The sequence below is a fragment of the Pseudomonas sp. S11P7 genome (assembly GCF_023195435.1).
GTDB lineage: Bacteria > Pseudomonadota > Gammaproteobacteria > Pseudomonadales > Pseudomonadaceae > Aquipseudomonas > Aquipseudomonas fluorescens_G.
This window is the reverse complement of the sequence record NZ_JALPKS020000002.1, coordinates 4,899,615-4,925,023: the sequence shown is the minus strand read 5'-3', so window position 1 is coordinate 4,925,023 and position 25,409 is coordinate 4,899,615. Positions and strand designations below refer to the sequence as shown.

Here is a 25,409-nt window from a genome sequence, read left to right as displayed (position 1 = left end):
AGAATGCTTCATCGAATCCCTAATCGATTGGGTAGTGCAGATCGATGAGGGTTTTGGAACAATGCGGTCGGTCCCTCTCCCTTTGGGAGAGGGCCAGGGTGAGGGGAAAATTCGCAAGCGATGCGCGAAAATCCGAAACCCCGCATATCCCTAGTGCTCTCCCCGGATCGCTGGCAGACTGCCCATCCTTTTACGCCGTTCGTTTTGAGGCTGTATGCCAACGTTTTCTCAGCGTCATGTCGTGTTCTGGGTCAGTTGCGTCATCATTTTCGGCGGTCTGCTGCTGGTGCTGCCGCTGCGCTTGTTGCCGAGTCTGCTGGCCGGGTTGCTGGTATTCGAGCTGGTCAACATGCTGACCCCGCAGTTGCAGCGCTTGATCGAAGGCCGCCGGGCGCGTTGGCTGGCGGTGGCGTTGCTGGGCACGCTGGTGGTGAGTGTGCTGGCGCTGCTCTTCGCCGGCGCGATCAGTTTTCTGTTGCACGAAGCCGAAAATCCGGGCGCATCCCTCGACAAATTCATGGGCGTGGTTGACCGTGCGCGCGGGCAGTTGCCGCCGTTCATCGACGCCTATCTGCCGGCCAGTGCGGCGGAGTTTCGTGTGGCGATTGGCGAATGGATGGGCAAGCACCTGTCCGACCTGCAACTGGTCGGCAAGGACGCTGCGCACATGTTCGTCACGCTGCTGATCGGCATGGTGCTCGGCGCGATCATTGCGCTGCAACGCATCCCTGACGTGACCAAACGCAAGCCACTGGCCGCGGCACTGTTCGATCGTCTGCACCTGTTGGTGCAGGCGTTTCGCAACATCGTCTTCGCGCAGATCAAGATTTCCCTGCTCAACACCTTCTTCACCGGGATCTTTCTTGCGGTGGTCCTGCCGATGTTCGGGATCAAGCTGCCGCTGACAAAAACCCTGATCGTGCTGACGTTCCTGCTCGGCCTGCTGCCGGTGATCGGCAACCTGATTTCCAACACGCTGATCACCATCGTCGGCCTGTCGCTGTCGATCTGGGTGGCGATTGCAGCGTTGGGCTACCTGATTTTCATTCACAAGCTTGAGTACTTTCTCAACGCGCGCATCGTCGGCGGGCAGATCAGTGCCAAGTCGTGGGAGTTGCTGCTGGCGATGCTGGTGTTCGAAGCCGCGTTCGGTTTGCCGGGGGTGGTGGCGGGGCCGATTTATTATGCGTACCTGAAGAGCGAACTGAAGCTGGGCGGGATGGTGTAACTCCAGATCGTTCCCACGCTCTGCGTGGGAATGCATCCCGTGACGCTCCGCGTCACAGCCTCAACAGCGGACGCAGAGCGTCCATGGCGGCATTCCCACGCGGAGCGTGGGAACGATCAGCTCAAGACCGGTCAGGACATCGAGCCATAGCGCTTCATGGCTTCAATCGCCAGGCCGCTGCCGATGCTGCCAAAGATATTGCCTTCGACATGCCGGGCCTGCGGCAGCATGGCCGAGACGCTGTTGCGCAGGGCCGGGATGCCGCTGGAGCCGCCAGTGAAGAACACCGTATCGACCTGATCGACCGCCACACCGGCATCGCTCAACAGTTGCGTGACACTGCCGCGCACCCGCTCCAGCAGCGCATCGATCGACGATTCGAACAGCGCCCGCGTCAGCTCCACACTCAAACCGGCTTCGATACGGTCCAGCGGCACATGGCGGCTGTCGGTGTGGGTCAGCTGGATCTTGGTTTCTTCGACTTCCATCGCCAGCCAGTGCCCGGCGCGCTGTTCGATCAGCTTGAACAGCCGGTCGATGCCGCCGGTGTCTTCGATGTCGTAGCGCATGCTGCCCAGCGCCAACGTCGACTTCTGCGAATACACCGAGTTGATGGTGTGCCAGGTCGCCAGGTTCATGTGGTGGCTGGTCGGCATGTAGGCGCCGCTCTTCATGCGGCTGCCGTAACCGAACAGTGGCATCAGGCCTTGCAGGCTCAGCTGTTTGTCGAAGTCGGTACCGCCGATGTGCACGCCGCCGGTGGCGAGGATGTCGTCGTGACGGTTATCCATCGCGCGCCGCTCAGGCGACAGGCGCACCAGCGAGAAGTCGGAGGTACCGCCGCCGATATCGACGATCAGCACCAGTTCTTCTTTCTCGATGGTCGACTCGTAGTCGAATGCGGCGGCGATCGGTTCGTACTGGAACGACACCTCTTTGAAACCGATTTTGCGAGCGACCTCGACCAGGGTGTCTTCGGCTTCCTGGTCGGCCAGCGGATCGTCGTCGACGAAGAACACCGGGCGCCCCAGCACCACTTGCTCGAACTCGCGACCGGCGGCGGTTTCGGCGCGGCTCTTGAGCTGGCCGATGAACAGCCCGAGCAGGTCCTTGAACGGCATCGCCGTGCCGAGCACGCTGGTGTCGTGCTTGATCAGCTTGGAACCGAGCAGGCTTTTCAGCGAGCGCATCAGCCGGCCTTCGTAACCTTCCAGGTACTCGTGCAGCGCCAGGCGTCCATAGACCGGGCGACGTTCCTCGATATTGAAGAAGACCACCGAAGGCAGGGTGATCTTGTCGTCTTCCAGCGCGATCATGGTGTCCATGCCGGGGCGCAGCCAACCGACGGTGGAGTTGGACGTGCCGAAGTCGATGCCGCAGGCACGGGCTGGAGAGGCGTCTTTCATGTCTTTCGGTTCCGGTCAAAAAAACGGCCGCGCAGTGTATGTCAGTGCGCGCCAGATTCGAAGGCCGGTCATCTGCTATTTCGCATCCCGGCAGCCTTGAAACCCCGTGGTTCGCCCCAAACTTGCTGGCATGGGCCGGCAGATACACCGGCGGTCAGCAGAACCGCCGTCCACTGCCGATAAACTTCTGCGGCGCCACCCGGTCACAATCTTGAGATCGGTCAACCCGGCACGTGCCAATCGGGCGCAGGCTGGTAACGGCGCGAAATCGATAACGGATGGTGATCCTTCAATGGACTTCAAAGACTATTACAAGATACTCGGCGTGGAGCCGACAGCGGACGACAAGGCGATCAAGGCGGCCTATCGCAAGCTGGCGCGCAAATACCACCCCGATGTCAGCAAGGAAAAGGACGCCGAGGCCAAGTTCAAGGATGCCTCGGAAGCCTATGAAGCGCTGAAAAGCGCCGACAAGCGCGCCGAATACGACGAACTGCGCCGTTATGGTCAGCACGGTCAGCCCTTCCAGGGGCCGCCGGGCTGGCAGAGCCGCGGCGGCTTCGGCGGCGGTGGGGCTGATACCGGCGACTTCTCGGACTTCTTCAGTTCGATCTTCGGCAATCGCGGCCCCGGTTTCGGTGGCGGCGAAGGCCGGCAATCCCGTGGGCGGCGAGGGCAGGACGTGGAAATGGAATTGCCGGTGTTTCTTGAGGAAACCCTGTCGGACGAGTCGAAGAAGGTCACCTTCCAGGTGCCGCAGTACAACGCGCACGGCCAGCACGTCAGCAACACCAGCAAGAGCCTCAACGTGAAGATTCCGGCGGGCGTTGCCGATGGCGAGCGCATTCGCTTGAAGGGCCAGGGCGCGCCGGGTGTCGGTGGCGGGGCGAATGGTGATCTGTATCTGACCATCCGCTTTGCGCCGCACCCCAAATTCGATGTCGAAGGCGACAACCTGATCATCACCTTGCCGCTGGCACCGTGGGAACTGGCGCTGGGCACCGAAGTGGCGGTACCGACGCTGACCGGCAAGATCAACCTCAAGGTGCCGGCCGGCAGCCAGAATGGCCAGCGCATGCGTGCCAAGGGCCACGGCTTGAAGAGCAAGAACGGCGAGCGCGGTTATCTGTTTGTGCAACTCAAGGCGGTGATGCCGAAAGCGGCCGACGATGAGGTCAAGGCGCTGTGGCAGGAACTGGCGAAAAAAGCCGCGTTCAACCCGCGCGAGAACTTCTGAATTCGACGACGGAGTAGCCCATCATGAGCACCCCCCTGAGCGTTCAACTGGACATGACAGAGTTCTGTGAGGCGGCCGATCTGACGGACGTCTACGTGATCGAGATCGTCGAACACGGCATCCTCGAACCTCAGGGCGGGCCGCCGCGCGAATGGCGCTTCACCGATTACGAACTGACCCTGGCCAAACGCGCCGCCAAGCTGCGGCGCGACCTGGAGCTGGAATGGGAAGGCGTCGCCCTGGCGCTGGACCTGCTCGAAGAAGTGCGCGAACTGCGCGCCGAAAACCGCATGTTGCGTCAGCGGTTGGGGCGGTTGGTGGTCGAGTAGAGCCGCCGTTCACGGTTATTGTGTGCACATGTTTTTCTGGTTTGAACGGGCGGATCGGTCTGCTAGTTTGCGTTGAGGATCGGCAATGGACGCCGATTCACGCAGCGCCACTGCATGCCGTGGCGTTGCGCCGTTCTTACAAGGAAACGTACTCATGCCAGTCAAACCCAAACCGCCAACGCCCGGCACGACCAGCGTCGATGTGCCCCAGCGCCCACGTACGCCCACCGATTCGACCTCGCCCGCAGCGCAGACGCCGCGCTTTACGCCCGACCCCTTGGCCGCAGAATTCCAGGCGATACGCCTGAAGCTGCCGGCAGCACTATCGACTCTTCGCACACGGCTACGACCTCAAGGGTCCAGGTGCATGCATCGACGTCCGCTGCCGCTGAAACCGTCAACGCCGACGTCCCTGCGCTGCAGCAATATCTGATTCCCGCTTCAATCACTTTGCCGCAGGCCGATGCGCAGGGCGTGCGGACGTTCAAGGGGCGGCAATACGCCGATGTTCAAGGGGGCGGCACGGTGTTGCTCGCTGTCGATGCGCAAACCGGGCTGCACCGGGCCCGCCTGGCGAGCGAACTGCAACCCTCGGGGCCAGTGCTGGCGCACGATCCTGCGAACAACCATTGGTATCCGCTGGAGGACTTCGCCGTTTCCGCGCCGCACACGGTCATGCCGCGCAAGAGTCGCCGCTCGCCTCGACGCAGTGACGATGAGTTCGAAATGGCCCTCGAGGAGTTGCCACGCAATGACGATGGGGCCTCGGAGCAGTTTTACCTGGCTTCCGAATCGATGCCGATCAAGCCTTTCACGGCCGATGAACTGAGGACGATGCGCAGCGAAACGCGTTACTCATTCCTCGGGAATCAGCTCGGTACCTACAACCGCGCGAACAATGGCAAGTACCCGCTGCGAGACGTTGCCGGCAGACCCATTCGCATTCGCAAACTGGAAACCAAAGTGCGTCTGGCCAATGGTGAGCTTTATACGTCGGAACAGATCAAGCCCTACATCAAGTTTGAAGGTCATGAAGATGTCGCGATGCTCTATGAACAAAAACTGCAATGGCGGGTATTCACCGAGGCCGATGTAAAAGTCCCCGGCGAAAAGGCGTTGATCGGCCAGTCGATGGTGGTCGCCAACCGACGCATTGCCAAGGGCGAGGCAATCGGCGTCTACGGTGGCGTCATCACGCCGGCAAGGTTCGTACGGCGTTATGAACAGACGTTCAGCATGCTGGCCGGAATGCGCCTGCAATATGGCCCGGGCCAGATGCTGCCCGACCCACTGTCCATACTGGGCGACAACATCATTTCCCGGATCAATACCAATTTCGAATACAACGAAGCGGGCAAGCCGATTCGTCAGGCGCCGGATGGCTACAACGTTGTGACGGTGCCCTTCGATATCGAGGCGCAACAATGGGTGGGCGACAAGCAGGTAACCCGCGACTTTATCCTCAACATGGTGTTCGCGTCGCAGGATATCCCGGCAGGCACCGAGTTGCGCCTGGACTACAACTACAAAGAGCACCAGATGCCGTGGGCATTTCCTGACTGATCAACCTGCGCTGTCGGGATGGCCAGCGTGACCGTACCCGACAGCGCAAGAACCGTCAGAACAGGAAATAGCGCTGCGCCATCGGCAGCGTTTCCGCTGGCTCACACCACAGCAGCACGCCGTCGGCCTTGACCTGATAGGTCTGCGGGTCGACGTCGATGTCCGGCAGGTAATCGTTGTGAATCAGGTCGGTTTTCTGCACGTCGCGGCAACCTTTGACCACGGCGATTTTCTTCTTCAACCCCAACGCTTCAGGCAATCCGGCTTCCTGCGCCGCCTGACTGATAAAGGTCAGGCTGGTGGCATGCAGCGAGCCACCGTAACTGGCGAACATCGGTCGGTAATGCACCGGCTGGGGGGTCGGAATCGAAGCGTTGGCGTCGCCCATCAGGCTCGCGGCAATCGCGCCGCCCTTGAGAATCAGCGTTGGCTTTACGCCGAAAAACGCCGGACGCCAGAGCACCAGATCGGCCCATTTGCCGACTTCCACCGAGCCGACTTCATGGCTGATGCCGTGAGTGATCGCCGGGTTGATGGTGTACTTGGCGATGTAGCGTTTGGCGCGGAAGTTGTCGTTGCCTTCGCCGTCCTGCGGCAGCGGGCCGCGCTGTTTTTTCATCTTGTCGGCGGTCTGCCAGGTGCGCGTGATGACTTCGCCGACACGGCCCATGGCCTGGCTGTCGGAGCTGATCATCGAGAACGCGCCAAGATCATGAAGAATGTCTTCGGCGGCAATCGTTTCGCGGCGGATGCGGCTTTCGGCGAACGCCACGTCTTCGGCGATGCTCGGGTCGAGGTGGTGGCAGACCATCAGCATGTCGAGGTGTTCGTCGATGGTGTTGCGGGTGAACGGCCGGGTCGGGTTGGTCGAGCTCGGCAATACGTTAGGGAAGCCACAGGCCTTGATGATGTCCGGCGCATGTCCGCCGCCAGCCCCTTCGGTGTGATAGGTGTGAATGGTGCGACCCTTGAACGCGCCAAGGGTGGTTTCGACGAAGCCGGATTCGTTGAGGGTGTCGGTGTGGATCGCTACCTGCACGTCGAACTGATCGGCAACGCTGAGGCAGTTGTCGATGCTCGCCGGGGTGGTGCCCCAATCTTCGTGCAACTTCAAACCGATAGCGCCGGCCTTGACCTGTTCGATCAGCGGCTCGGGCAGGCTGGCGTTGCCTTTGCCGGTGAGGCCGATGTTCATCGGGAACGCGTCGGCCGCCTGGAGCATGCGCGCCAGGTGCCAGGGGCCGGAGGTGCAGGTGGTGGCGTTGGTGCCGGTCGCCGGGCCGGTGCCGCCGCCGATCATCGTGGTGACACCGCTCATCAGCGCTTCTTCGATCTGCTGCGGGCAGATGAAATGGATGTGCGTGTCGATGCCGCCCGCGGTGAGGATCATGCCTTCACCGGCAATCACTTCGGTGCCGGCGCCGATGGCGATGGTCACGTCGGGCTGCACGTCGGGGTTGCCGGCCTTGCCGATCGCCGCAATGCGCCCGTCCTTGAGACCGACGTCGGCCTTGACGATGCCCCAGTGGTCGATGATCAGCGCATTGGTGATCAGCGTGTCGACCACTTCAGCAGCGAGCAGCTGGCTCTGACCCTGGCCGTCGCGGATGACCTTGCCGCCACCGAATTTCACTTCTTCGCCGTAGGTGGTGAAGTCTTTCTCGACTTCGATCCACAGCTCGGTGTCGGCCAGGCGCACCTTGTCGCCGACGGTGGGGCCGAACATGTCGGCGTAGGCGCTTCTGGAAATCTTCATGTGCTTGCCTTGGGATTCAATGATCGTTCCCACGCTCTGCGTGGGAATGCCGCCATGGACGCTCTGCGTCCGCCTTTGTTGACGCGGAGCGTCACGGGATGCATTCCCACGCGGAGCGTGGGAACGATCAGTCAGTCGAGATCACCCATGATGCGTCCGGCAAAACCGAACACCCGGCGATGCCCGGCGTAATCCACGAGTTCGACTTCACGGCTCTGCCCCGGCTCGAAACGCACCGCCGTGCCGGCCGGTATGTTCAGGCGCATGCCGCGGCTGGCGGCGCGGTCGAACAGCAGCGCGTCGTTGGTTTCGAAAAAATGGTAGTGCGAGCCGACCTGGATCGGCCGGTCGCCGCTGTTGGCAACTTTCAGGCTGACGGTGCGGCGGCCGACGTTGAGTTCGATGTCGCCGGGCTGGATCTGGTATTGGCCAGGAATCATCACTGGGCTCCTTGCAGAATCTTGTAATAGAGAGCGGTCGGGCGATACGTGCCGTGGGGGTCGCAGGCGTAGTCGGGGATTTCCCCGGCGCGGCTGTAACCCAGGGCTTGATAGAAATCTTCCGCGGGCGAGCCCGCTTCGGTGTCGAGATAGAGCATGCCGCGCTGGTGTTTGCGCGCCTCAAGTTCCAGCGCTTGCATCAGCTGCTGGCCGAGGCCGCGCCGCCGCGCGTGTTCGCGCACCAGCAGTTTCTGCACTTCGGCGCGATTACGGCCGTTGGCTTTCTGGCACAAGCCCAATTGCACGCTGGCCAGCACTTGCTCGTCCTTGACCACCACCCAGAGCAGCACGCTGCCCTTGTTGACGTTGTCCTGCACTTCATCGAAATAGGCGCGCGCCTGCGCCGCATCGAGATCAGCCATGAAGCCGACGCTGGCGCCATAACCGACGGCGTCGAGCAACAGATCGATCAAGCCCTGGCGGTAATGCGCAAAGCTTTCAGCGTTGACGCGGCGCAACTGGGCGGCGTTCATCGGGGTCACTCCTTGTCGGCGTCAGGCGGCTGCGCGCCAGGGTTGAGGGTCAATTGCATGAAGGTCAGATCGAGCCAGCGGCCGAACTTGGTGCCGACCTGCGGCATCTGCCCGGTGACGCTGAAACCGGCGCGCTCGTGCAGACGAATCGAGGCGGCGTTACCGCTTTCGATGGCGGCGACCATGACGTGTTTGCCGCAGGTTGTTGCGCATTCGATCAGCGCTGTCATCAGTTGCGGGCCGAGGCCGTTGCCGCGCTGATCGCTGCGCACGTAGACCGAGTGTTCGACGGTGTGGCGGAAGCCGTCGAATGGGCGCCAGTCACCGAACGATGCGTAGCCGAGCACCGCGTCGTCGCGGTCGACGATCACCAGAATCGGGTAGGCCTGAGCCTGCCGCGCGCTGAACCACGCCTGGCGGTTGCCGAGGTCGACGGCTTGCTCGTTCCAGATCGCCGTGGTGTTGAGCACCGCGTCGTTGTAGATCTCGCGGATTGCTGGCAGGTCGGCATGGACGGCCTCGCGAATGGAGTAGGTCATGGCGCGCCTCAGACGATCGGTTGGTGAACGGTGACCAGTTTGGTGCCGTCGGGGAACGTCGCTTCGACCTGGATTTCCGGGATCATTTCCGCGATGCCTTCCATTACTTGCTCGCGGCTGAGCAGGGTGGTGCCGTAGTGCATCAGCTCGGCGACGGTCTGGCCGTCACGCGCACCTTCGAGCAGCGCGGCGGAAATGTAAGCCATGGCTTCCGGGTAATTGAGTTTCACGCCACGGGCCAGACGCCGCTCGGCAACGAGGCCGGCGGTGAAGATCAGCAGCTTGTCTTTTTCGCGTGGAGTCAGGTCCATGGTTCGGGTTCCATCAGGGCAGATTTGTGTAATGTCCGTGCAGGGCGGGGTGCCAGTCAGAGCGGCCCCTCACCCTAGCCCTCTCCCGAGGGAGAGGGAACTGATCTCGATTGTTTTCACTGGCCGGTTCAGTCAACAGTATTTTTCAGGCAGATGAATTCATTCAGACGACTCGGTCAGGCTCCCTCTCCCTCCGGGAGAGGGCGGGGGGTGAGGGTCTGGATTTCAGGTGCTCCATATTCTTGGCGCGACAGCCTCCCGACCGAGCAAAGCAGGTCTTAGCAGTCGCCACAAATCAATCAGCCAGGCACGGGCGAGCAACGCCTCGCTCGCCAGACAACGCGCCACCAACAACCCCGGCAACTGCGTCAGATCCCCGCGCACTGCGTGGTCCAGCGAGCGACAGCGCTCCAGCAGTTCAGCGTCGATCTCACCGGTCACCAACAACGTCGCAAACACCGGATGGCCATCCAGACCGATCGGCGAATCGAGCAAGCCATCGCCGCCGCCGATGCGCTGGCGTTCATGCCAGAGCAAACGGCCGTCGCGACGAATGTCCAGCTGCGCCTGAAAATGCCCGAGGTCGAAACGCTCGCCGCTGGCCGGCCTGCCCAGCGCCACGACATCCCAGTAGAACAGCCGCGCATCGCCTTCAAGGTCTATGCTCGTGCTCAGTTCAGCCTGCGCGGCGCTGTAGACGATGGTTTCCTGCGGCAGCCATTCCAGGGTCGCCCCGGCCGCCACGTGCAGATCGAGTTGCTGATAAGCCGACCCGCCGGCGCGGTACCACTTGGCGGCGCCGGGGCTGGTGATCTGCGCCCAGGCGTTGGCTTCGACGCGGGCACTGATGTCGAGGCGATCACCGCCGGCAATTCCCCCGGTGGGTGGACGATGATGTGCTGGCAGACTTCGGGGCCTTCGGCGTACAGGTGCTTTTGCACACGCAGCGGGCCGAGGTGCCGGCGCATGACCGGCCGTGTGCAATCGCCGAAGCGCGCGTAGGCCAGTTCCAGCTCGGCGTGCCAGCTCGGGGTAAACAGGGCAGGTGCAACAGTCGAATTCATGGTGTGTGATTATCGTTAGGAAGCTACAGATTAGACCGGTGCGTTAGATCGTGACCAGCCCGCGAACACCTTCGGCCTCCATATTTTCACCGCGACCCTGCTGGACGATCTCGCCGCGCGACATCACCAGGTACTGATCGGCCAGTTCGGCGGCGAAATCGTAGAACTGCTCGACCAGCAAAATCGCCATGTCGCCGCGTTCCGCGAGTTTCTTGATCACCGCGCCAATCTCCTTGATCACCGAGGGCTGGATGCCTTCGGTGGGTTCGTCGAGAATCAGCAAACGCGGACGACTGGCCAGCGCGCGGCCAATCGCCAACTGCTGTTGCTGGCCGCCGGACAAATCACCGCCGCGGCGCTGCTTCATTTGTAGCAGCACCGGGAACAACTCGTAGATGAAACCTGGCACTTCTTTGGCTTCACTGCCGGGAAAGCGCGACAGGCCCATCAGCAGGTTTTCTTCTACCGTCAGACGACCGAAAATCTCGCGACCCTGCGGCACATAGGCGATTCCGGCATGCACGCGCTGATGCGGCTTGAGTGTGGTGATCGGTTTACCTTCCCAATTCACCGCGCCTTCTTTGGCCGGAAGCAGGCCCATCAGGCATTTGAGCAGGGTGGTCTTGCCCACGCCGTTACGCCCGAGCAGGCAGGTGACTTCGCCGACCTTCACGTCAAAGCTCAGGCCGCGCAGGATATGGCTACCGCCGTAGTACTGATGAAGTTGTTGGACCTGTAGCATCTGAACTCCGTTAGTTGGGCTTCAAGCTTCAAGCTTCAAGCTTCAAGCTTCAGCCGAAAGCAAGGGCAGGGCGGTATGACAGGCTTTTACTTGCTGCTTGAAGCTTGCCGCTAGTAGCTGGCCGATTCATCGCCCCAAATAAACCTCGATTACTCGCTCATCGGCCTGCACTTGTTCCAGCGAGCCTTCCGCCAGGACGCTGCCCTGATGCAACACGGTGACGTGATCGGCAATCGAGCCGACAAAGCCCATGTCATGCTCGACCACCATCAGCGAATGCTTGCCCGCCAGCGACTTGAACAGCTCGGCGGTGAACTCGGTTTCGGCATCGGTCATGCCCGCCACCGGCTCATCGAGCAGAAGCAATTGCGGGTCTTGCATCAGCAGCATGCCGATTTCCAGAAACTGCTTCTGGCCGTGGGACAACAGGCCCGCCGGACGATTGACCGAGGTGGTCAGGCGAATGGTTTCCAGCACTTCGCTGATGCGATCCTTTTGCTCACCACTGAGGCGCGCACGCAAGCTGGCCCACACCGACTTGTCGGTTTTCTGCGCCAGCTCAAGGTTCTCGAACACGCTCAAGGCTTCGAATACTGTCGGTTTCTGAAACTTGCGGCCAATCCCGGACTGGGCGATCTGCACTTCGCTCATCTGCGTCAAATCCAGCGTTTCGCCGAACCACGCCTTGCCGTGGCTCGGCCGGGTCTTGCCGGTGATCACGTCCATCAGCGTGGTCTTGCCCGCGCCGTTGGGGCCGATGATGCAGCGCAATTCGCCGACGCCGATGTACAGGTTGAGATTGTTCAGCGCGCGGAAGCCGTCGAAGCTGACGCTGATGTCTTCCAGGGTCAGGATCGTGCCGTGACGGGTGTCGAGGCCCGGGCCGACGCGTTGGCCGAGGCCGATCGAGTCGCGGCTGGTGCCCTCGTCCTTGTTCGGCTCGACCGGGAAGAATGCCGGTTCGAGCATGAATTCAGCACTCGCGGTTACTCTCATTGTTCACCTCGTTTCTTCAGCAAACCGATCACGCCTTTGGGCAGGTACAGCGTCACGACGATGAACAGCGCGCCGAGGAAGAACAGCCAGTATTCCGGGAAGGCCACGGTGAACCAGCTCTTCATGCCGTTGACCACGCCGGCACCGAGCAGCGGCCCGATCAGCGTGCCGCGCCCGCCGAGAGCGACCCACACCGCCGCTTCGATCGAGTTGGTCGGCGACATTTCGCTCGGGTTGATGATGCCCACCTGCGGCACATACAACGCACCGGCCAGGCCACACAACACCGCACTCAACACCCAGACGAACAGCTTGAAACCGCGCGGGTCGTAGCCGCAGAACATCAAACGGTTTTCCGCATCGCGCAGCGCCGTCAGCACCCGGCCGAACTTGCTTTGCGCCAGTCGCCAGCCGATGAACAGACTCGCCACCAGCAGCAACACGGTCGCCAGAAACAGCACCGCGCGGGTGCCCGGTTCGGTGATGCCGAAACCGAGGATCGTGCGGAAATTGGTAAAACCGTTGTTGCCGCCGAACCCGGTCTCGTTGCGGAAAAACAGGAGCATGCCGGCGAAGGTCAGCGCCTGGGTCATGATCGAGAAATACACGCCTTTGATCCGCGAGCGGAAGGCGAAGAAACCGAACACCAGCGCCAGCAGACCCGGCGCCAAGACCACCAGACACAGCGCCCAGACAAAGCTGCTGGTGCCGGTCCAGTACCACGGCAATTCGCTCCACGACAGGAAAGTCATGAACGCCGGCAGACCATCGCCGGCGGCCTGGCGCATCAGGTACATGCCCATCGCATAACCGCCGAGGGCGAAGAACAGACCGTGGCCCAGCGACAGCAACCCGGCGTAACCCCAGACCAGGTCCAGCGCCAGGGCGACGATGGCGTAGCAGAGGATTTTGCCGACCAGCGTCAGCGTGTACGCCGAGATCGACAGGGCATTTTCCGCTGGCAACAACGACAGCAGTGGCAGGGCGATCAGCAAGGCGAGAACCACCGCGCCGACCGCGATGGTGACTTTTGGCCCGGCCTTTTGTGTGGCCGTGACTAACAGAGGCTGGTTCATCAGTCGATCACCCGTCCTTTCAGTGCGAAGAGGCCTTGCGGACGTTTCTGAATAAACAGAATGATCAGCGCGAGGATCAGGATCTTGCCGAGCACCGCACCGATCTGCGGTTCGAGAATTTTGTTCGCAATGCCCAAGCCAAATGCCGCGAGCACGCTACCGGCGAGTTGCCCGACGCCACCGAGCACCACCACCAGGAACGAGTCGATGATGTAGCTCTGGCCGAGGTCCGGGCCGACGTTGCCGATCTGGCTCAGCGCTACACCACCGAGGCCGGCGATGCCCGAGCCGAGGCCGAACGCGAGCATGTCGACACGCCCGGTGGGCACGCCGCAGCAGGCGGCCATGTTGCGGTTCTGGGTGACGGCACGTACGTTCAGGCCCAGGCGGGTCTTGTTCAGCAGCAGCCAGGTCAGCACCACCACGAACAGCGCGAACGCGATGATCACGATGCGGTTGTACGGCAGCACCAGATTCGGCAGCACCTGAATTCCGCCCGACAGCCACGCCGGGTTGGCCACTTCAACGTTCTGCGCACCGAACAGCAGGCGCACCAGTTGAATCAACATCAGGCTGATGCCCCAGGTGGCGAGCAGGGTTTCCAGCGGGCGGCCGTAGAGGTGACGGATCACCGTGCGCTCCAGCGCCATGCCGATCGCCGCCGTGACGAAAAATGCCACCGGCAGCGCGATCAACGGATAGAACTCGATGGCGTGCGGTGCGTAGCGCTGGAACATCAACTGCACCACGTAGGTCGAGTAGGCGCCGAGCATCAGCATTTCGCCGTGGGCCATGTTGATCACCCCGAGCAAGCCGAAGGTGATCGCCAGACCGAGCGCCGCCAGCAGCAGAATCGAGCCGAGGGACATGCCGCTGAATGCCTGACCAAGGACTTCACCGATCAGCAGTTTGCGTTTGACCTGGGCGAGGCTGGTTTCAGCGGCGGTGCGTACGCCGGCATCGCTTTCGACGCCCGGTTCGAGCAGGCCTTCGAGGCGTGTGCGCGCCAGCGGGTCGCCGGTTTCGCCGAGCAGGCGCACGGCGGCAAGACGCACGGCCGGATCGGCGTCGACCAGTTGCAGATTGGCCAGCGCCAGGCTCAGAGCAGCGTGAACACTTTCATCTTTTTCGCCAGCCAGTTGCTGGTCGAGGAATTTCAGCTGCGCGGGTTTCGCGCTTTTCTGCAATTGCTGCGCGGCGCTCAGACGGATTTTGGCGTCGGCGGCGAGCAATTGGTGGCTGGCCATCGCGGTGTCGATCAGACCCCGCAGGCGGTTGTTCAGGCGCAGGGTTTTGGCTTGGCCATCGATGCTCAGCTCGCCTTGCTGCAAGGCACCGAGCAGTTCGATGCGCGCCGGATCGGGCTGCGCGGCCCAGGTTTCCAGCAGCTTTGCCTGTTGCACGGGATTGGCCGCGACAAAGTCTTCGGCGTCGCCGGCGTGGGCCAGTAGCGGCAGCAAGAGTGCGATGGCATAGATAAATCGGTAAAGGGCAGTGGGCATATGCTTGGCCTTGCATAGTGATCGTTCCCACGCTCCGCGTGGGAATGCAGCCCGGGACGCTCCGCGTCCCTGACGGACGCAGAGCGTCCGTCGAGGCATTCCCACGCAGAGCGTGGGAACGATCAGGTTGAGCGGGATGACTCAGTTGCTCTTCACCGCATAATCGGGCTTCTTGTCGTTGCCCTGAATGAACGGGCTCCACGGTTGCGCGCGCACCGGCCCTTCGGTTTGCCAGACGACGTTGAACTGACCGTCGCTCTGGATCTCGCCGATCATCACTGGCTTGTGCAGGTGGTGGTTGGTCTTGTCCATGGTCAGGGTGTAACCGGACGGCGCGGCAAAAGTCTGGCCGGCGAGGGCCTCGCGGACCTTGTCGACGTCGGTCGATTTGGCTTTCTCGACCGCCTGCGCCCACATGTGGATGCCGACGTAAGTGGCTTCCATCGGGTCGTTGGTCACGGCTTTGTCGGCGCCCGGCAGGTTGTGTTTCTTCGCATAGGCTTTCCAGTCCGCGACGAACTTCTGGTTCACCGGATTCTCGACCGATTCGAAGTAGTTCCACGCCGCGAGGTTGCCCACCAGCGGTTTGGTGTCGATACCGCGCAGCTCTTCTTCACCGACCGAGAACGCGACAACCGGTACGTCGGTGGCCTTCAGGCCCTGGTTGGCCAGTTCTTTATAGAACGGCACGTTGGAGTCGCCATTGACTGTCGAAATGACCGCAGTCTTGCCACCGGCCGAGAACTTTTTGATGTTGGCAACGATGGTCTGGTAGTCACTGTGACCGAACGGCGTGTAGACCTCTTCGATGTCCTTGTCAGCCACGCCTTTGGAGTGCAGGAACGCGCGCAGGATCTTGTTGGTGGTGCGCGGGTAGACGTAGTCGGTGCCGAGCAGGAAGTAGCGCTTGGCGCCGCCGCCTTCTTCGCTCATCAAATATTCCACCGCAGGAATCGCCTGCTGGTTCGGCGCCGCGCCGGTGTAGAAGACGTTCGGCGACATCTCTTCGCCTTCGTATTGCACCGGGTAGAACAGCAAGCCATTGAGTTCTTCGAACACCGGCAGTACCGACTTGCGCGACACCGAAGTCCAGCAGCCGAACACCACGGCGACCTTGTCCTGGGTCAGCAACTGCCGGCCCTTTTCGGCGAACAGCGGCCAGTTCGAGGCCGGGTCGACCACCACCGGCTCAAGCATCTTGCCGTTCACCCCGCCCTTGGCGTTGATCTCGTCGATGGTCATCAGCGCCATGTCCTTGAGCGATGTTTCGGAGATCGCCATGGTCCCGGACAACGAATGCAGAATCCCGACCTTGATGGTCTCGGCGGCCTGGACAGTCCAGGTCATGCCCATCGCGGCAATGCTTGCCGTGAGTGTGAAAGCCTTGATCAAACTGCGACGCTTCATTGTGCGATCTCCATGAACATTGAGTTTTTATGGTTGGCAGATGCGGACGACTGAAGGGTGTTTTGCAAGGGCTGTGCCCGGTCGGGTTTAAGCAAGAAAATGTCGTATCAGAGCGGTCGCTCGCTGAAGGCGTGCACCAGGAGTGGACGGGTTGCGGGCGGTGGTGCGCCGAGGTGCGCCAGATTGGGGCGCAAAAAAACCGTGCAGGAGCAACCTGCACGGGATTGGCCATGAAGGCAGAGCGGGGTTTCAGGATGGGGTCGAGGCAGACCGCGTTTGCCGGTTCATTCGCGACAGCAGGAGCCGATCAAGCAACCACACCACCACCAGCGATGCCCCGACCAGCGGGAATATCACCGCCAACGCCAGCATGATCAATACGCCGGTTTTCCACTTCGGCAGGTCATGGCGCAGCGGCGGTACACCGAACTTGCCTTCGGGGCGACGCTTCCACCAGATCACCACGCCACTGACGGCACTGAGCAGAATCATCAGGCAGATCAGCAGCACGACGATCTGGTTGAAGGTGCCGAACATCTTGCCTACGTGGAGCATCACGCCGATTTCCGTGGCACGGGCTACGGTGCCGTAGTGCTCGAAGCGCACATCGGCAAGGACTTTTCCGGTGTATTGATCGACATGCAGGGTGGCGTCGTTGCGTGGGTCGTCGGCGAACACGGCGATGGTGAACACGCCGGTGGCGGTGGTCGGCAAGGTGATGCTGTAGCCCGGTTCGACTTGGCGCGCGGTGGCAATGTCCTGTACCGCTTGCAGGCTGACGGTCGGCGCGGCAGGACCGGCGTGGGCGCCCGCGTGCGCCATGTGTTCGGCGTGGTCGCCGGACATCGGCATCGGCGTGTTTTCCATTGCCCACGGCACGGTCTGGCGCGTGGCGCTGTTGAGGCTGCGGGCTTCAATGTCGGAGGTCGGCACGTTGTTCCACATCGCTGCCGGGAACACGTTCCATACCGCCGCATATTGTTTGCCCCAGAACCCGGTCCAGGTCATGCCGCTGAGCAGCATCACCAGCAGCAACGTTGCGCCCCAGAACCCGGTGACGGCGTGCAGGTCACGCCACAGCACACGACCGCGGGCATTCAAGCGCGGCCACAAAATGCCCGCCGCCTGACCGCGCGGCCACCACAGGAACAGCCCCGACACCACCAGCACCACGCCCCAGCCGGCGGCCATTTCGATCAGCCGGTCGCCGACGGTGCCGATCATCAATTCCCCGTGAATGGCGCGGGCGATGGCTTGCAGGTTCTGCTTGGCATCCTGCTCGCCGAGGATGTCACCGTGGTACGGATCGACGAATACGTTGAGTTCGTGGCCGGCGTTGTTGACCACAAACTGCGCACTGCGCTCGGCGTTCAGCGGCGGCAGGTACTGGGTCACCTGACCCTGCGGATAGGCGTTTTTTACCCGCTGCAGCAGGTCATCGGCCGGCACCGTGTGATGGCCGGCGGGGACGTTGAGCAGGCTGCTGTACATCAGCGAGTCGAGTTGCGGTTTGAACAGGTAGATGATGCCGGTCAGTGCCAGCATCACCATGAACGGGGCGACGAACAGACCGGCGTAAAAATGCCAACGCCAGGCCAGGTTGTAGAAATTCGGTTGGGGCTGTTTCATCAGGTTTGCTCCGCTTGGCTTGGTTCTTCTGGTTGTCTGTTTACCTGTGGGAGCGAGCCTGCTCGCGAAGGCGTCGCGCCAGGCGACATCAATGTTGACCGTGCCGCTGTTTTCGCGAGCAGGCTCGCTCCCACATAGGGTGGTGTTGACCGTTAGAAACTCATATCGACTTTGGTCCAGAGCGTGCGCCCCGGTTCATTAATGGCTTGCGGGTCGTTGGCCGGGTAGCCGAATCCGGCGTTACCCGCCAGGTTCAGATGCTCGGCGTACGCCTTGCCGAACAGGTTGTCGACGCCGCTGCTGACCTTCCAGTGCTTGTTGATCCGGTAGGCACCGTTGAGCGAAAACACGCCGAAACCTGCGCTCTGGTCGTAGTCCTTGCCGACCACGTTGCCTTTGTTCTGATCGATACGGTGTTGCGCGGCGACCACCCGCCACAGGGCTCCGGCGCTCCAGTCGTCCGCGCTGTAGGTCAGGCCGAAACGCGCATCCAGCGGCGGCATTTGCGGCAGCGCCGTGCCGTCACTGCTGTTCTTGCCCCAGGCGTAGGCGAGGGTCGCGTCGGCTTTCCAGTGGTCGGTGAGCTTGTAGGCGGCACCGACTTCGCCGCCCATGATCCGCGCGTCGATGTTCTCGGCCCGCGAGGTGCTCATGCCCATCATTGCCGGGGAGTAATCGAAAAGAATGTAATCGCGCACCACGCCGACGTAAGCGGACGCCCAGGCTTCGAGGTCGGCGCGCTTGTAGTTCAGGCCGACGTCGAACTGGGTGGTCTTTTCCGGTTTGATCGCATCGAAGGCATTGACCGAACCCACCGGTCCGCTGCTTGCGGAAAACAGTTCCCAGTAATCCGGGAAACGCTGGGCATGGCCCAAACCGGCGTAAAGCGTGGTCGGGCTGTCAGCGAGGTCATGTTCATAACGCACGAAACCGCTGGGCAGGGTGTCGGCGCGCGTATCGTCAGCGGTCGGGTTGGGCCGTGACATCATTCCCGAACCGGTGGTTTGCCGGTAATCCCTGGCCGAGGCGCGGTCGAGCCGGGCACCGCTGATCAGTCGATCGCGGTCGGCGGCGTACCAGGTCATTTCGCTGAACACGCCATAGTTATGGAAATCGGCGTCCTTGCTGTACGGCAGCGCCTTGTAAGTGCCGATACCCATCGCACTGCGCTGACGGTGTTCGTTGGTCTGCGCGTCGAGGCCGGTGATCAACTGAATATCGGCCCAGCGCCAGGTCGCCTTGATCCGCGCGCCGAGGGTGCGGCGGTCGACGTTGGACGCCATCGGCCCGGCCATCATGCCGGTGCCGGACGGTGTGCGCAGGGTGTAATTGTCCATCACATGGTCGGCGTAGTTGTAGTAGACCTGCGCTTCGAGCTTCTCCAACACGTCAGTAATGTTTGATTTCTTGAAGCGCAGGCCGAGGCTCTCACGCAGGAATTGCGCGCCGTCCATGCCGCGTCCGGCATAGCGCGCTTCGCCATCGCCCTTGCCGGCGGTGAGCTCGATCAAGGTGTCGGCGTCCGGGGTCCAGCCGAGTGCGATATCGCCGTTCCACTTGTCATAGCGCGAGGCGACGATGTCGTTGTTGCCGTCGCGATAGTCGTCGGAATGCGCGGTATTGCCGATCACCCGCACGTAACCCAACGGGCCGCCAGCAGCGGCGTCGATGACCTTGTCAAAGCGCCCGTGGGAGCCAGCCAGAATGCTCGCGTTGACCCGTGTGCCGAGTTCGCCGAAGTTTTCCGGTTCACGCTCGAACAGCACCGTACCGGCCGATGCACCCGGCCCCCAAAGTACGGTTTGCGGACCTTTGATCACCGTGAGCTGATCGTAGGTTTCCGGGGAAATGTACGAGGTCGGCGCATCCATCCGCCCGGGGCAGGCGCCGAGCATCATGCTGCCGTTGGTGAGGATGTTCAGGCGCGAGCCGAACATGCCGCGCAGCACCGGATCGCCGTTGGTACCGCCATTGCGCACCAGGGCAAAACCGGGAATGGTCTTCAGATAATCGCCACCGTCGCTGGCCGGCACCGGCTGGCGCGGGTCTTTGGGGTTGGTGACGATGGTCAGCGGCGAGCTCGGTGCGATCGCGGTGATCACCGTCGGGCTCAGTTCCTGATTGTGGCCGGCGTGTTCATCGGCCAGTACCAGCGGGGACAGCAGGACGCCGCAAAGCACGGCGGTAGCTTGCCTGAAACGAATCGATGATTCGTGCAAAGCGAAAGACGCCGGGGCAGCCCCCAAGCGTGAAACAGCAACAAACCTGGACATGACAATTTCCATCGAACAGTCGTAAACGACACGGCCGGCAGCCTGAAGCTGTCTTCTCAACCGTGTGCAATCAGCGGTGCGTGTTTACGCGGCGATGGGCGGGGCGCGGGTGCGGGCGCCGGGAAAGAAGGATTGCCGGGCGTGACCCAGGCGTGGCGAGGGCGGGGTAAAGGTATTCTGCGGCGGGACGTTGAACGCGACAAAGTCGCCTGCGCCGGTCAGTGCCGGGCAATTGAACAGCAGGCTGCAGTAGCCGCATTTTTCCCACAGCACATGGTGGGAGGATTGCGGCGGGCAGTGTTCGGCCGTCGGTTGTACGTCATGGCCGCTGTGGTCCGTGCCGGCCATGTCGCTCGACATGTCCATGCTCATCGGCACCGAAGTCGAGGCGTGTTGATCCATCGGCATCGACTGAGAAATCAGTGGGCCGATGAAAATCATCAACATGGCGAACAGGGCGATCCAGCTGCCGCGGGTCAGGTGTTCAGTCTGACGGCGTTGCCGGGTGGGCCTGCTGCCTGGCGAGCGCATGGGCGAGGTCTGCCGGATGGCTTACTGAGCGTGCGCGTGCGTCTGCGTGGTTTCCGGAGGTTTTTTCTGCACGGCGACTTCGACAGTGACCTCACCGGCCTTCTCGAAATGCAGCGTCATCGGGAAGCGTTTGCCATCGCTGAGCAGGCTGCGATCGCTCGGGTTGAGCAGCATGACGTGGTAGGCCATTGGCGCGAAGGTCACGGTACCGCCGGCCGGAATCGCCACGCTCGGCACCTGCTGCATCTTCATCAGATCACCCTGCATGATGTGTTCGTGCAGTTGCGCTTCGGGGGCGATTGGCGAATCGACGCTTAACAGGCGATCTTCGGTCTTCCCAGCGTTGTGAATGATGAAATAGGCAGCGACCGTTGGCGCATTCGGCGGCAGTTCCTGCGACCACGGATGCGCGATTTCCAGCGCGCCGGCCTTGTATTCGTGGGCATGGGCAAAACACGCCGGCAACAGCAGCGCAGCGACGATGATGAGTTTGTTCAACATGGCAGTTCTCCAGAACGATTTGAAACGCGGGTTATTGCGCGAACAAATCAGACCAGAGGGGAAGCTCGGGGATTGAGACTCGGCCATTGCTGGCGCGGTGTCGGTGTTTGCAACGAGGCGGGCGCGACGCTGCGATTGCTGTCAAAGCGGGTAAAATACAGCTGCGGCGAATGCCCCGGCAGCGCCACCAACGGCGCCGAGCCCGAGCAACACCAGCAATGCTGCATGTTCGAATGAGTGTCGTTGAGCGGCGCTTGCTGATCGCTGGCGCCGATATCGATAGCGACCATCTTCGTACCGCTGCCGGTGCAGAAACTGCTCCAGAGCAATTGCTCGGCCGGAGAACTGGCCGCCTGCGCCATCGCCCCGCTCATCGGCATGGCGAGCATGTTGAACAGCACTGCAAAGCAGGCGATCCAGGCAATTGCTAGCCGGTGTCGGTTCATGGGACAGATCCATTGCAGTGGGCGATCAGGCCCGGGCTATTTAGCCTGATCAGGGCCGATAAGTAAAAAAGCGTCGTGCGGTTTGGTGTCGCAGTGCTTTTAAAGTGTGACGGCATGCAGTCTCAAGCCAAGAGCTTTCATGACTTTCATGATAGTTGCGAATTCGGGGTTGCCGGTGTGGCTCAGAGCTTTATAAAGACTTTCGCGGCCCAAACCTGCATCCCGTGCTACTTGTGTCATGCCTTGAGCCCGGGCGATGTCATTGAGCGCTGCACGGATAAGGACGCCGTCGCCTTCATCGTCGTCAAAACAGGCATCCAGATACGCCGCCATGTCCTCGGGAGTTTTGAGGTACTCGGCGGCATCAAAACGGGCGAATTCTTCGCTCATGATCTACTCCTCATTTCCGATGTTATGAGCCATCTGCACGGCACGTTTGATATCTCTTTTTTGTGTCGATTTGTCGCCCCCGATCAGCAGCAGATAAATCACTTCACCTTTGCGTGTGAAGTACATCCTGTAACCAGGGCCATAATGGACACGCATTTCATAAACAGTGTCACCGACGAACCCGCAATCACCGAAGTTGCCATTTTCGGCTTTTTTGATTCTGGAGATGATTCGGCCTTTCCCATTGAGGTCTTTCAAGGCGTCGAGCCATTCGGAAAATATGCGGGATCGTTCAAAAGCGATCATGTCGGGATCGTATTCCTTGGGATACAAGCTGGCAAGCCGCTTTTCTTGGCTGTCTGCTTGTCGGGATTAAAGGAACCGAAGTATTGGGGTGAGGATGTAGTGAAAAACAGTCGGCTGCGTCCTCAAAAATTGCAGGTAAATTCGCAAATAAATTCGAAGTCAGGAAAAGTCTGACGTCGTCAGGGCCTCAAGGACTTCAGACGCTGATCGAAATCCCCGATCAACTTCTGGCAACCCCGGCCTCTGCAACACCAGCACCGGCACCCCGCGCTCGCGCGCCACTTGCAGCTTCGGCTCGGTGGCGCCGCTGCCGCTGTTCTTGCTGATCAGTACATCGATCTGCCGGCGCTCGAACAGCGCTCGCTCATCCTCCAGCAGAAACGGCCCACGGGCGCCGATGACTTCGCAGCGGTCGTTGCCGGGGTAAACGTCGAGGGCGCGCAGGGTCCAGAACTGGTGTTCAGGGATCTCATCCAAATGGTGCAACGGCTCACGCCCGAGGGTGAACAGCGGCCGGCGGAACGGTTTGAGCGCGCTGATCAACTCGGCCCAGTCGCTGACTTCGCGCCAGTCGTCGCCGGGCTGTGGCTGCCACGCCGGGCGCCGCAAGGCCCAGCAGGGGATACCGGTCAGTTGCGCGGCAGTCGCGGCGTTCCGGCTGATTTGCGCGGCATAGGGATGCGTGGCGTCGAGCAGCAGATCGATGCCTTCATCCGTGACAAATCGCGCCAGACCTTCGGCACCGCCATAGCCGCCAACGCGCACCTGACAGGTCAGATCGCTCGGCACCCGCCCAACCCCGGCGAGGCTGTAGATGTGTTCCGGCCCAAGCGTTCGGGCAATCGCCAACGCTTCAGTCACGCCGCCCAGCAGCAGAATCCGCTTCATGCAAAACCTCCGGCATGCCCGACAACGCCGCCCTGACGATCGATCGCAAACACCTCGACCTGCACCTGCGCCGGGACCACGCTGCGTGCAAAGTTCAGCGCATGCCGGCACACCTCATCGCCGAGTGCGATCCCAGCTGCAGCCGCCATGGCCAGCGCCTGCTGACTGGTGTTGGCCGCGCGAATGCCTTGCTGCAACGCGGCATCTGCGCCGATTGCCGCCGCCCAGTCGGCCAGTTGCGGCAAATCGATGCTCGAGTGCCGTGAATGCAGGTCCATGTGCCCGGCGGCGAGTTTGCTGATCTTGCCGAAACCGCCACACAGGCTGAGTTTTTCCACGGGCACTTTGCGCAGGTGCTTGAGCACCGCACCGACGAAATCACCCATTTCGATCAGGGCGATTTCCGGCAGGTTGTAGACCCGGCGCATGGTGTCTTCGCTGGCGTTGCCGGTGCAGGCGGCGATGTGCAGGTAGCCGTTGGTTTTCGCCACGTCGATGCCCTGATGGATCGAGGCGATGTAGGCTGCGCAGGAAAAGGGCCGAACGATACCGCTGGTGCCGAGGATCGACAGTCCGCCGAGAATGCCCAGGCGCGGATTCATGGTTTTCAGCGCCAGTTCTGCGCCACCTTCGACATTCACCGTGACTTCGAACCCGCCGCCGTAGCCAGTCTCCGCCGCGAGCAGGCTCAAATGGTCGCTGATCATTTTGCGCGGCACCGGGTTGATCGCCGGTTCGCCCACCGCCAGCACCAGACCCGGGCGGGTCACCGTGCCGACGCCGGCACCGGCGATGAAGCGCACGCCCGGCTCGGCCTGCAGCCGCACCTGGGAAAAAGCAGTGCGCCGTGGGTCACGTCGGGATCGTCGCCGGCGTCCTTGATCGTGCCGGCTTCGGCGCCGTCCGCGCTCAGTCGGCAGAACTCCAGACGCATCTGCACCTGCTTGCCTTTGGGCAAGACGATCTGCACCGCATCGGCCGCCGTGCCGCTGAGCAGCAGGCGCGCGGCGGCGAGGCTGGTGGCGGTGGCGCAGCTGCCGGTGGTCAGGCCGCTGCGCAGGGGCGCAGGTTGTTCGGCGGTTTCGTCACGCATCAAGGGGTTTGACCAGGTCGAGCAGGGTGATCGGCAAGGCCTGGCGCCAGGTGTCGAAGTCGCCGAGCGGCTGGGCCTGGGCGACATGAATGCGCGTCAGCTCGCCGCCGTAGCGCTCGCGCCAGTTCATCAGCGTCAGTTCGCTTTGCAGCGTCACCGCGTTGGCAACCAGACGGCCACCGGGTTTGAGCTGTTGCCAGCAGGTTTCGAACACGCCTTCGCGGGTCACGCCGCCGCCGATGAACACCGCGTCAGGGCGCTCCAGCCCGGCCAGCGCCTGCGGTGCCTTGCCACGAATCAGCTGCAAACCGGGTACGCCCAAGGCATCGCGGTTGCGTTCGATCAGTTGCTGGCGGCCGGCGTCGGCTTCGATGGCCAGTGCGCGACAGCTCGGGTGCGCGCGCATCCATTCAATGCCGATCGAGCCGCTGCCGGCGCCGACGTCCCAGAGCAATTCACCGGGCGTCGGCGCGAGGCGGGCGAGGGTGATGGCGCGTACGTCGCGTTTGGTCAGTTGGCCGTCATGTTCGAATGCCGAATCGGGCAGCCCGGCCAGACGCGATAAGCCGCGCGTCTCGGCATCTGCCAGGCATTCGAGGGCGATGACATTGAGGTCGGCCACCGGCGCATCAGGCCAGCCGCTGGCCATTGCGTCGACGCGCCGCTCGGCGTCGCCGCCCAGATGCTCGAGGACGCTCATGCGACTGGCGCCGAAACCACGCTCACACAACAACCGCGCGACTGCCGCCGGGCTCTCGCCGTCGTTGCTCAGCAACAACAGACGCACGCCACTGGCCAGATGCGCATTCAGCGCCGCCAGCGGCCGGGCCACCAGCGACAGCGTCACCACGTCCTGCAACGGCCAGCCGAGGCGCGCGGCCGCCAGCGAACAGGACGACGGCGCGGGCAGAACCTGCATCTCGTCACTCGCCACCTGCCGCGCCAGACTGGCGCCGACGCCGTAGAACATCGGGTCACCGCTGGCCAGTACGCAGATTGCTTCACCACGACGTTCCAGCACGGGCGCGAGGGAAAACGGACTCGGCCACACTTGCCGTGCGCCACCAATGCACGGCGGTAACAGATCCAGCTGGCGCTGACCGCCGACGATCCGCGAGGCCGCCATCAGGGCACGCCGGGCCTGCTTGCCCAAGCCCTTGAAGCCGTCTTCACCGATTCCCACCACTGTCAGCCAAGGGCTCATTCCGATCCTCAAATATCTG

The 25,409-nt window shown here is 62.1% G+C and carries 24 protein-coding genes and 2 pseudogenes; 4 read left to right on the top strand and 22 right to left on the bottom strand.

The genetic code is table 11. The features are described 5' to 3' along the window. The first annotated feature begins 214 nt into the window (after positions 1-214). Positions 215-1,228: an AI-2E family transporter gene (locus M0746_RS22680; protein ID WP_258450662.1), complete on the top strand. Its 1,014-nt coding sequence runs from the start codon at positions 215-217 to the stop codon at positions 1,226-1,228. Between the two features lie 131 nt (positions 1,229-1,359). Here the strand turns inward: M0746_RS22680 and M0746_RS22675 are convergent, their stop codons facing one another. Continuing rightward, positions 1,360-2,634, bottom strand: a complete 1,275-nt coding sequence (locus tag M0746_RS22675) for an Hsp70 family protein (RefSeq protein WP_258450661.1) — start codon at positions 2,632-2,634, stop codon at positions 1,360-1,362. Between the two features lie 292 nt (positions 2,635-2,926). Between M0746_RS22675 and M0746_RS22670 the strand changes: the two genes are divergently transcribed. The 3 genes from M0746_RS22670 (at position 2,927) to M0746_RS22660 (ending at position 5,763) form a co-directional block, all read left to right on the top strand. Then, a complete protein-coding gene (locus M0746_RS22670; protein ID WP_258450660.1) occupies positions 2,927-3,871 on the top strand; it encodes a DnaJ C-terminal domain-containing protein in 945 nt (314 codons plus the stop codon). Positions 3,872-3,894: 23 nt separating this feature from the next. Further along, positions 3,895-4,200: a chaperone modulator CbpM gene (locus tag M0746_RS22665; protein ID WP_208938920.1), complete on the top strand. Its 306-nt coding sequence runs from the start codon at positions 3,895-3,897 to the stop codon at positions 4,198-4,200. A gap of 114 nt (positions 4,201-4,314) precedes the next feature. Beyond that, on the top strand, positions 4,315-5,763 hold the full coding sequence (locus tag M0746_RS22660; RefSeq protein ID WP_258450659.1) for a hypothetical protein: 1,449 nt from the start codon (positions 4,315-4,317) through the stop codon (positions 5,761-5,763). Positions 5,764-5,818: 55 nt separating this feature from the next. On the opposite strand, the gene ureC is transcribed toward M0746_RS22660, so the two are convergent. From ureC to cbiE, 21 genes and pseudogenes are all read right to left on the bottom strand, one after another. Then, a complete protein-coding gene (gene ureC, locus M0746_RS22655) occupies positions 5,819-7,519 on the bottom strand; it encodes an urease subunit alpha (protein ID WP_258450658.1) in 1,701 nt (566 codons plus the stop codon). Between the two features lie 131 nt (positions 7,520-7,650). After that, positions 7,651-7,959 (bottom strand): urease subunit beta, encoded by a 309-nt coding sequence (locus M0746_RS22650; RefSeq protein WP_208938918.1) that lies wholly within the window; start codon positions 7,957-7,959, stop codon positions 7,651-7,653. Then, complete coding sequence (locus tag M0746_RS22645) at positions 7,959-8,492, bottom strand: GNAT family N-acetyltransferase (protein WP_258450657.1); 534 nt, start codon at positions 8,490-8,492, stop codon at positions 7,959-7,961. The genes M0746_RS22650 and M0746_RS22645 overlap by 1 nt, the downstream gene beginning before the upstream one ends. A 5-nt stretch (positions 8,493-8,497) precedes the next feature. Further along, positions 8,498-9,031, bottom strand: coding sequence for a GNAT family N-acetyltransferase (locus tag M0746_RS22640; RefSeq protein WP_258450656.1), 534 nt, complete (start codon positions 9,029-9,031; stop codon positions 8,498-8,500). 8 nt (positions 9,032-9,039) lie between these two features. Next, entirely contained in the window at positions 9,040-9,342 is a 303-nt protein-coding gene (gene ureA / locus M0746_RS22635) for an urease subunit gamma (protein ID WP_042608931.1), read from the bottom strand. Positions 9,343-9,567: 225 nt separating this feature from the next. Beyond that, positions 9,568-10,406, bottom strand: a pseudogene (locus M0746_RS22630) (urease accessory protein UreD). A 43-nt stretch (positions 10,407-10,449) separates the two neighbouring features. Beyond that, the gene (gene urtE / locus M0746_RS22625) at positions 10,450-11,148 is read right to left on the bottom strand and encodes an urea ABC transporter ATP-binding subunit UrtE (protein WP_093105238.1); all 699 of its coding nucleotides are present in this window, start codon (positions 11,146-11,148) and stop codon (positions 10,450-10,452) included. A gap of 126 nt (positions 11,149-11,274) precedes the next feature. After that, on the bottom strand, positions 11,275-12,144 hold the full coding sequence (gene urtD / locus M0746_RS22620; RefSeq protein WP_423815329.1) for an urea ABC transporter ATP-binding protein UrtD: 870 nt from the start codon (positions 12,142-12,144) through the stop codon (positions 11,275-11,277). Continuing rightward, on the bottom strand, positions 12,141-13,220 hold the full coding sequence (gene urtC / locus M0746_RS22615) for an urea ABC transporter permease subunit UrtC (protein ID WP_258450655.1): 1,080 nt from the start codon (positions 13,218-13,220) through the stop codon (positions 12,141-12,143). The genes urtD and urtC overlap by 4 nt, the downstream gene beginning before the upstream one ends. Next, entirely contained in the window at positions 13,220-14,722 is a 1,503-nt protein-coding gene (gene urtB / locus M0746_RS22610) for an urea ABC transporter permease subunit UrtB (RefSeq protein WP_258450654.1), read from the bottom strand. The genes urtC and urtB overlap by 1 nt, the downstream gene beginning before the upstream one ends. A gap of 141 nt (positions 14,723-14,863) precedes the next feature. Beyond that, positions 14,864-16,129, bottom strand: coding sequence for an urea ABC transporter substrate-binding protein (gene urtA, locus M0746_RS22605; protein ID WP_258450653.1), 1,266 nt, complete (start codon positions 16,127-16,129; stop codon positions 14,864-14,866). Between the two features lie 249 nt (positions 16,130-16,378). After that, positions 16,379-17,758, bottom strand: a complete 1,380-nt coding sequence (locus M0746_RS22600; RefSeq protein ID WP_258450652.1) for a PepSY-associated TM helix domain-containing protein — start codon at positions 17,756-17,758, stop codon at positions 16,379-16,381. 152 nt (positions 17,759-17,910) lie between these two features. After that, the gene (locus M0746_RS22595; RefSeq protein WP_258450651.1) at positions 17,911-20,031 is read right to left on the bottom strand and encodes a TonB-dependent copper receptor; all 2,121 of its coding nucleotides are present in this window, start codon (positions 20,029-20,031) and stop codon (positions 17,911-17,913) included. 84 nt (positions 20,032-20,115) lie between these two features. Continuing rightward, positions 20,116-20,562, bottom strand: a complete 447-nt coding sequence (locus M0746_RS22590; protein WP_258450650.1) for a DUF2946 domain-containing protein — start codon at positions 20,560-20,562, stop codon at positions 20,116-20,118. 21 nt (positions 20,563-20,583) lie between these two features. Next, positions 20,584-21,063 (bottom strand): copper chaperone PCu(A)C, encoded by a 480-nt coding sequence (locus M0746_RS22585; RefSeq protein ID WP_208938907.1) that lies wholly within the window; start codon positions 21,061-21,063, stop codon positions 20,584-20,586. Positions 21,064-21,110: 47 nt separating this feature from the next. Further along, positions 21,111-21,509, bottom strand: coding sequence for a DUF2946 domain-containing protein (locus M0746_RS22580; RefSeq protein ID WP_258450649.1), 399 nt, complete (start codon positions 21,507-21,509; stop codon positions 21,111-21,113). A 99-nt stretch (positions 21,510-21,608) separates the two neighbouring features. Beyond that, a complete protein-coding gene (locus M0746_RS22575) occupies positions 21,609-21,899 on the bottom strand; it encodes an addiction module antidote protein (protein WP_208938905.1) in 291 nt (96 codons plus the stop codon). A gap of 3 nt (positions 21,900-21,902) precedes the next feature. Then, positions 21,903-22,205, bottom strand: coding sequence for a type II toxin-antitoxin system RelE/ParE family toxin (locus tag M0746_RS22570; protein ID WP_208938904.1), 303 nt, complete (start codon positions 22,203-22,205; stop codon positions 21,903-21,905). Between the two features lie 159 nt (positions 22,206-22,364). After that, on the bottom strand, positions 22,365-23,093 hold the full coding sequence (locus M0746_RS22565; protein ID WP_258450648.1) for a cobalt-precorrin-6A reductase: 729 nt from the start codon (positions 23,091-23,093) through the stop codon (positions 22,365-22,367). Continuing rightward, a pseudogene (locus M0746_RS22560) lies at positions 23,090-24,186 on the bottom strand (cobalt-precorrin-5B (C(1))-methyltransferase). Before M0746_RS22560 ends, M0746_RS22565 begins: the two are co-directional and overlap by 4 nt. Next, a complete protein-coding gene (cbiE, locus tag M0746_RS22555; protein ID WP_258450647.1) occupies positions 24,179-25,390 on the bottom strand; it encodes a precorrin-6y C5,15-methyltransferase (decarboxylating) subunit CbiE in 1,212 nt (403 codons plus the stop codon). Before cbiE ends, M0746_RS22560 begins: the two are co-directional and overlap by 8 nt. Positions 25,391-25,409: the final 19 nt, after the last annotated feature.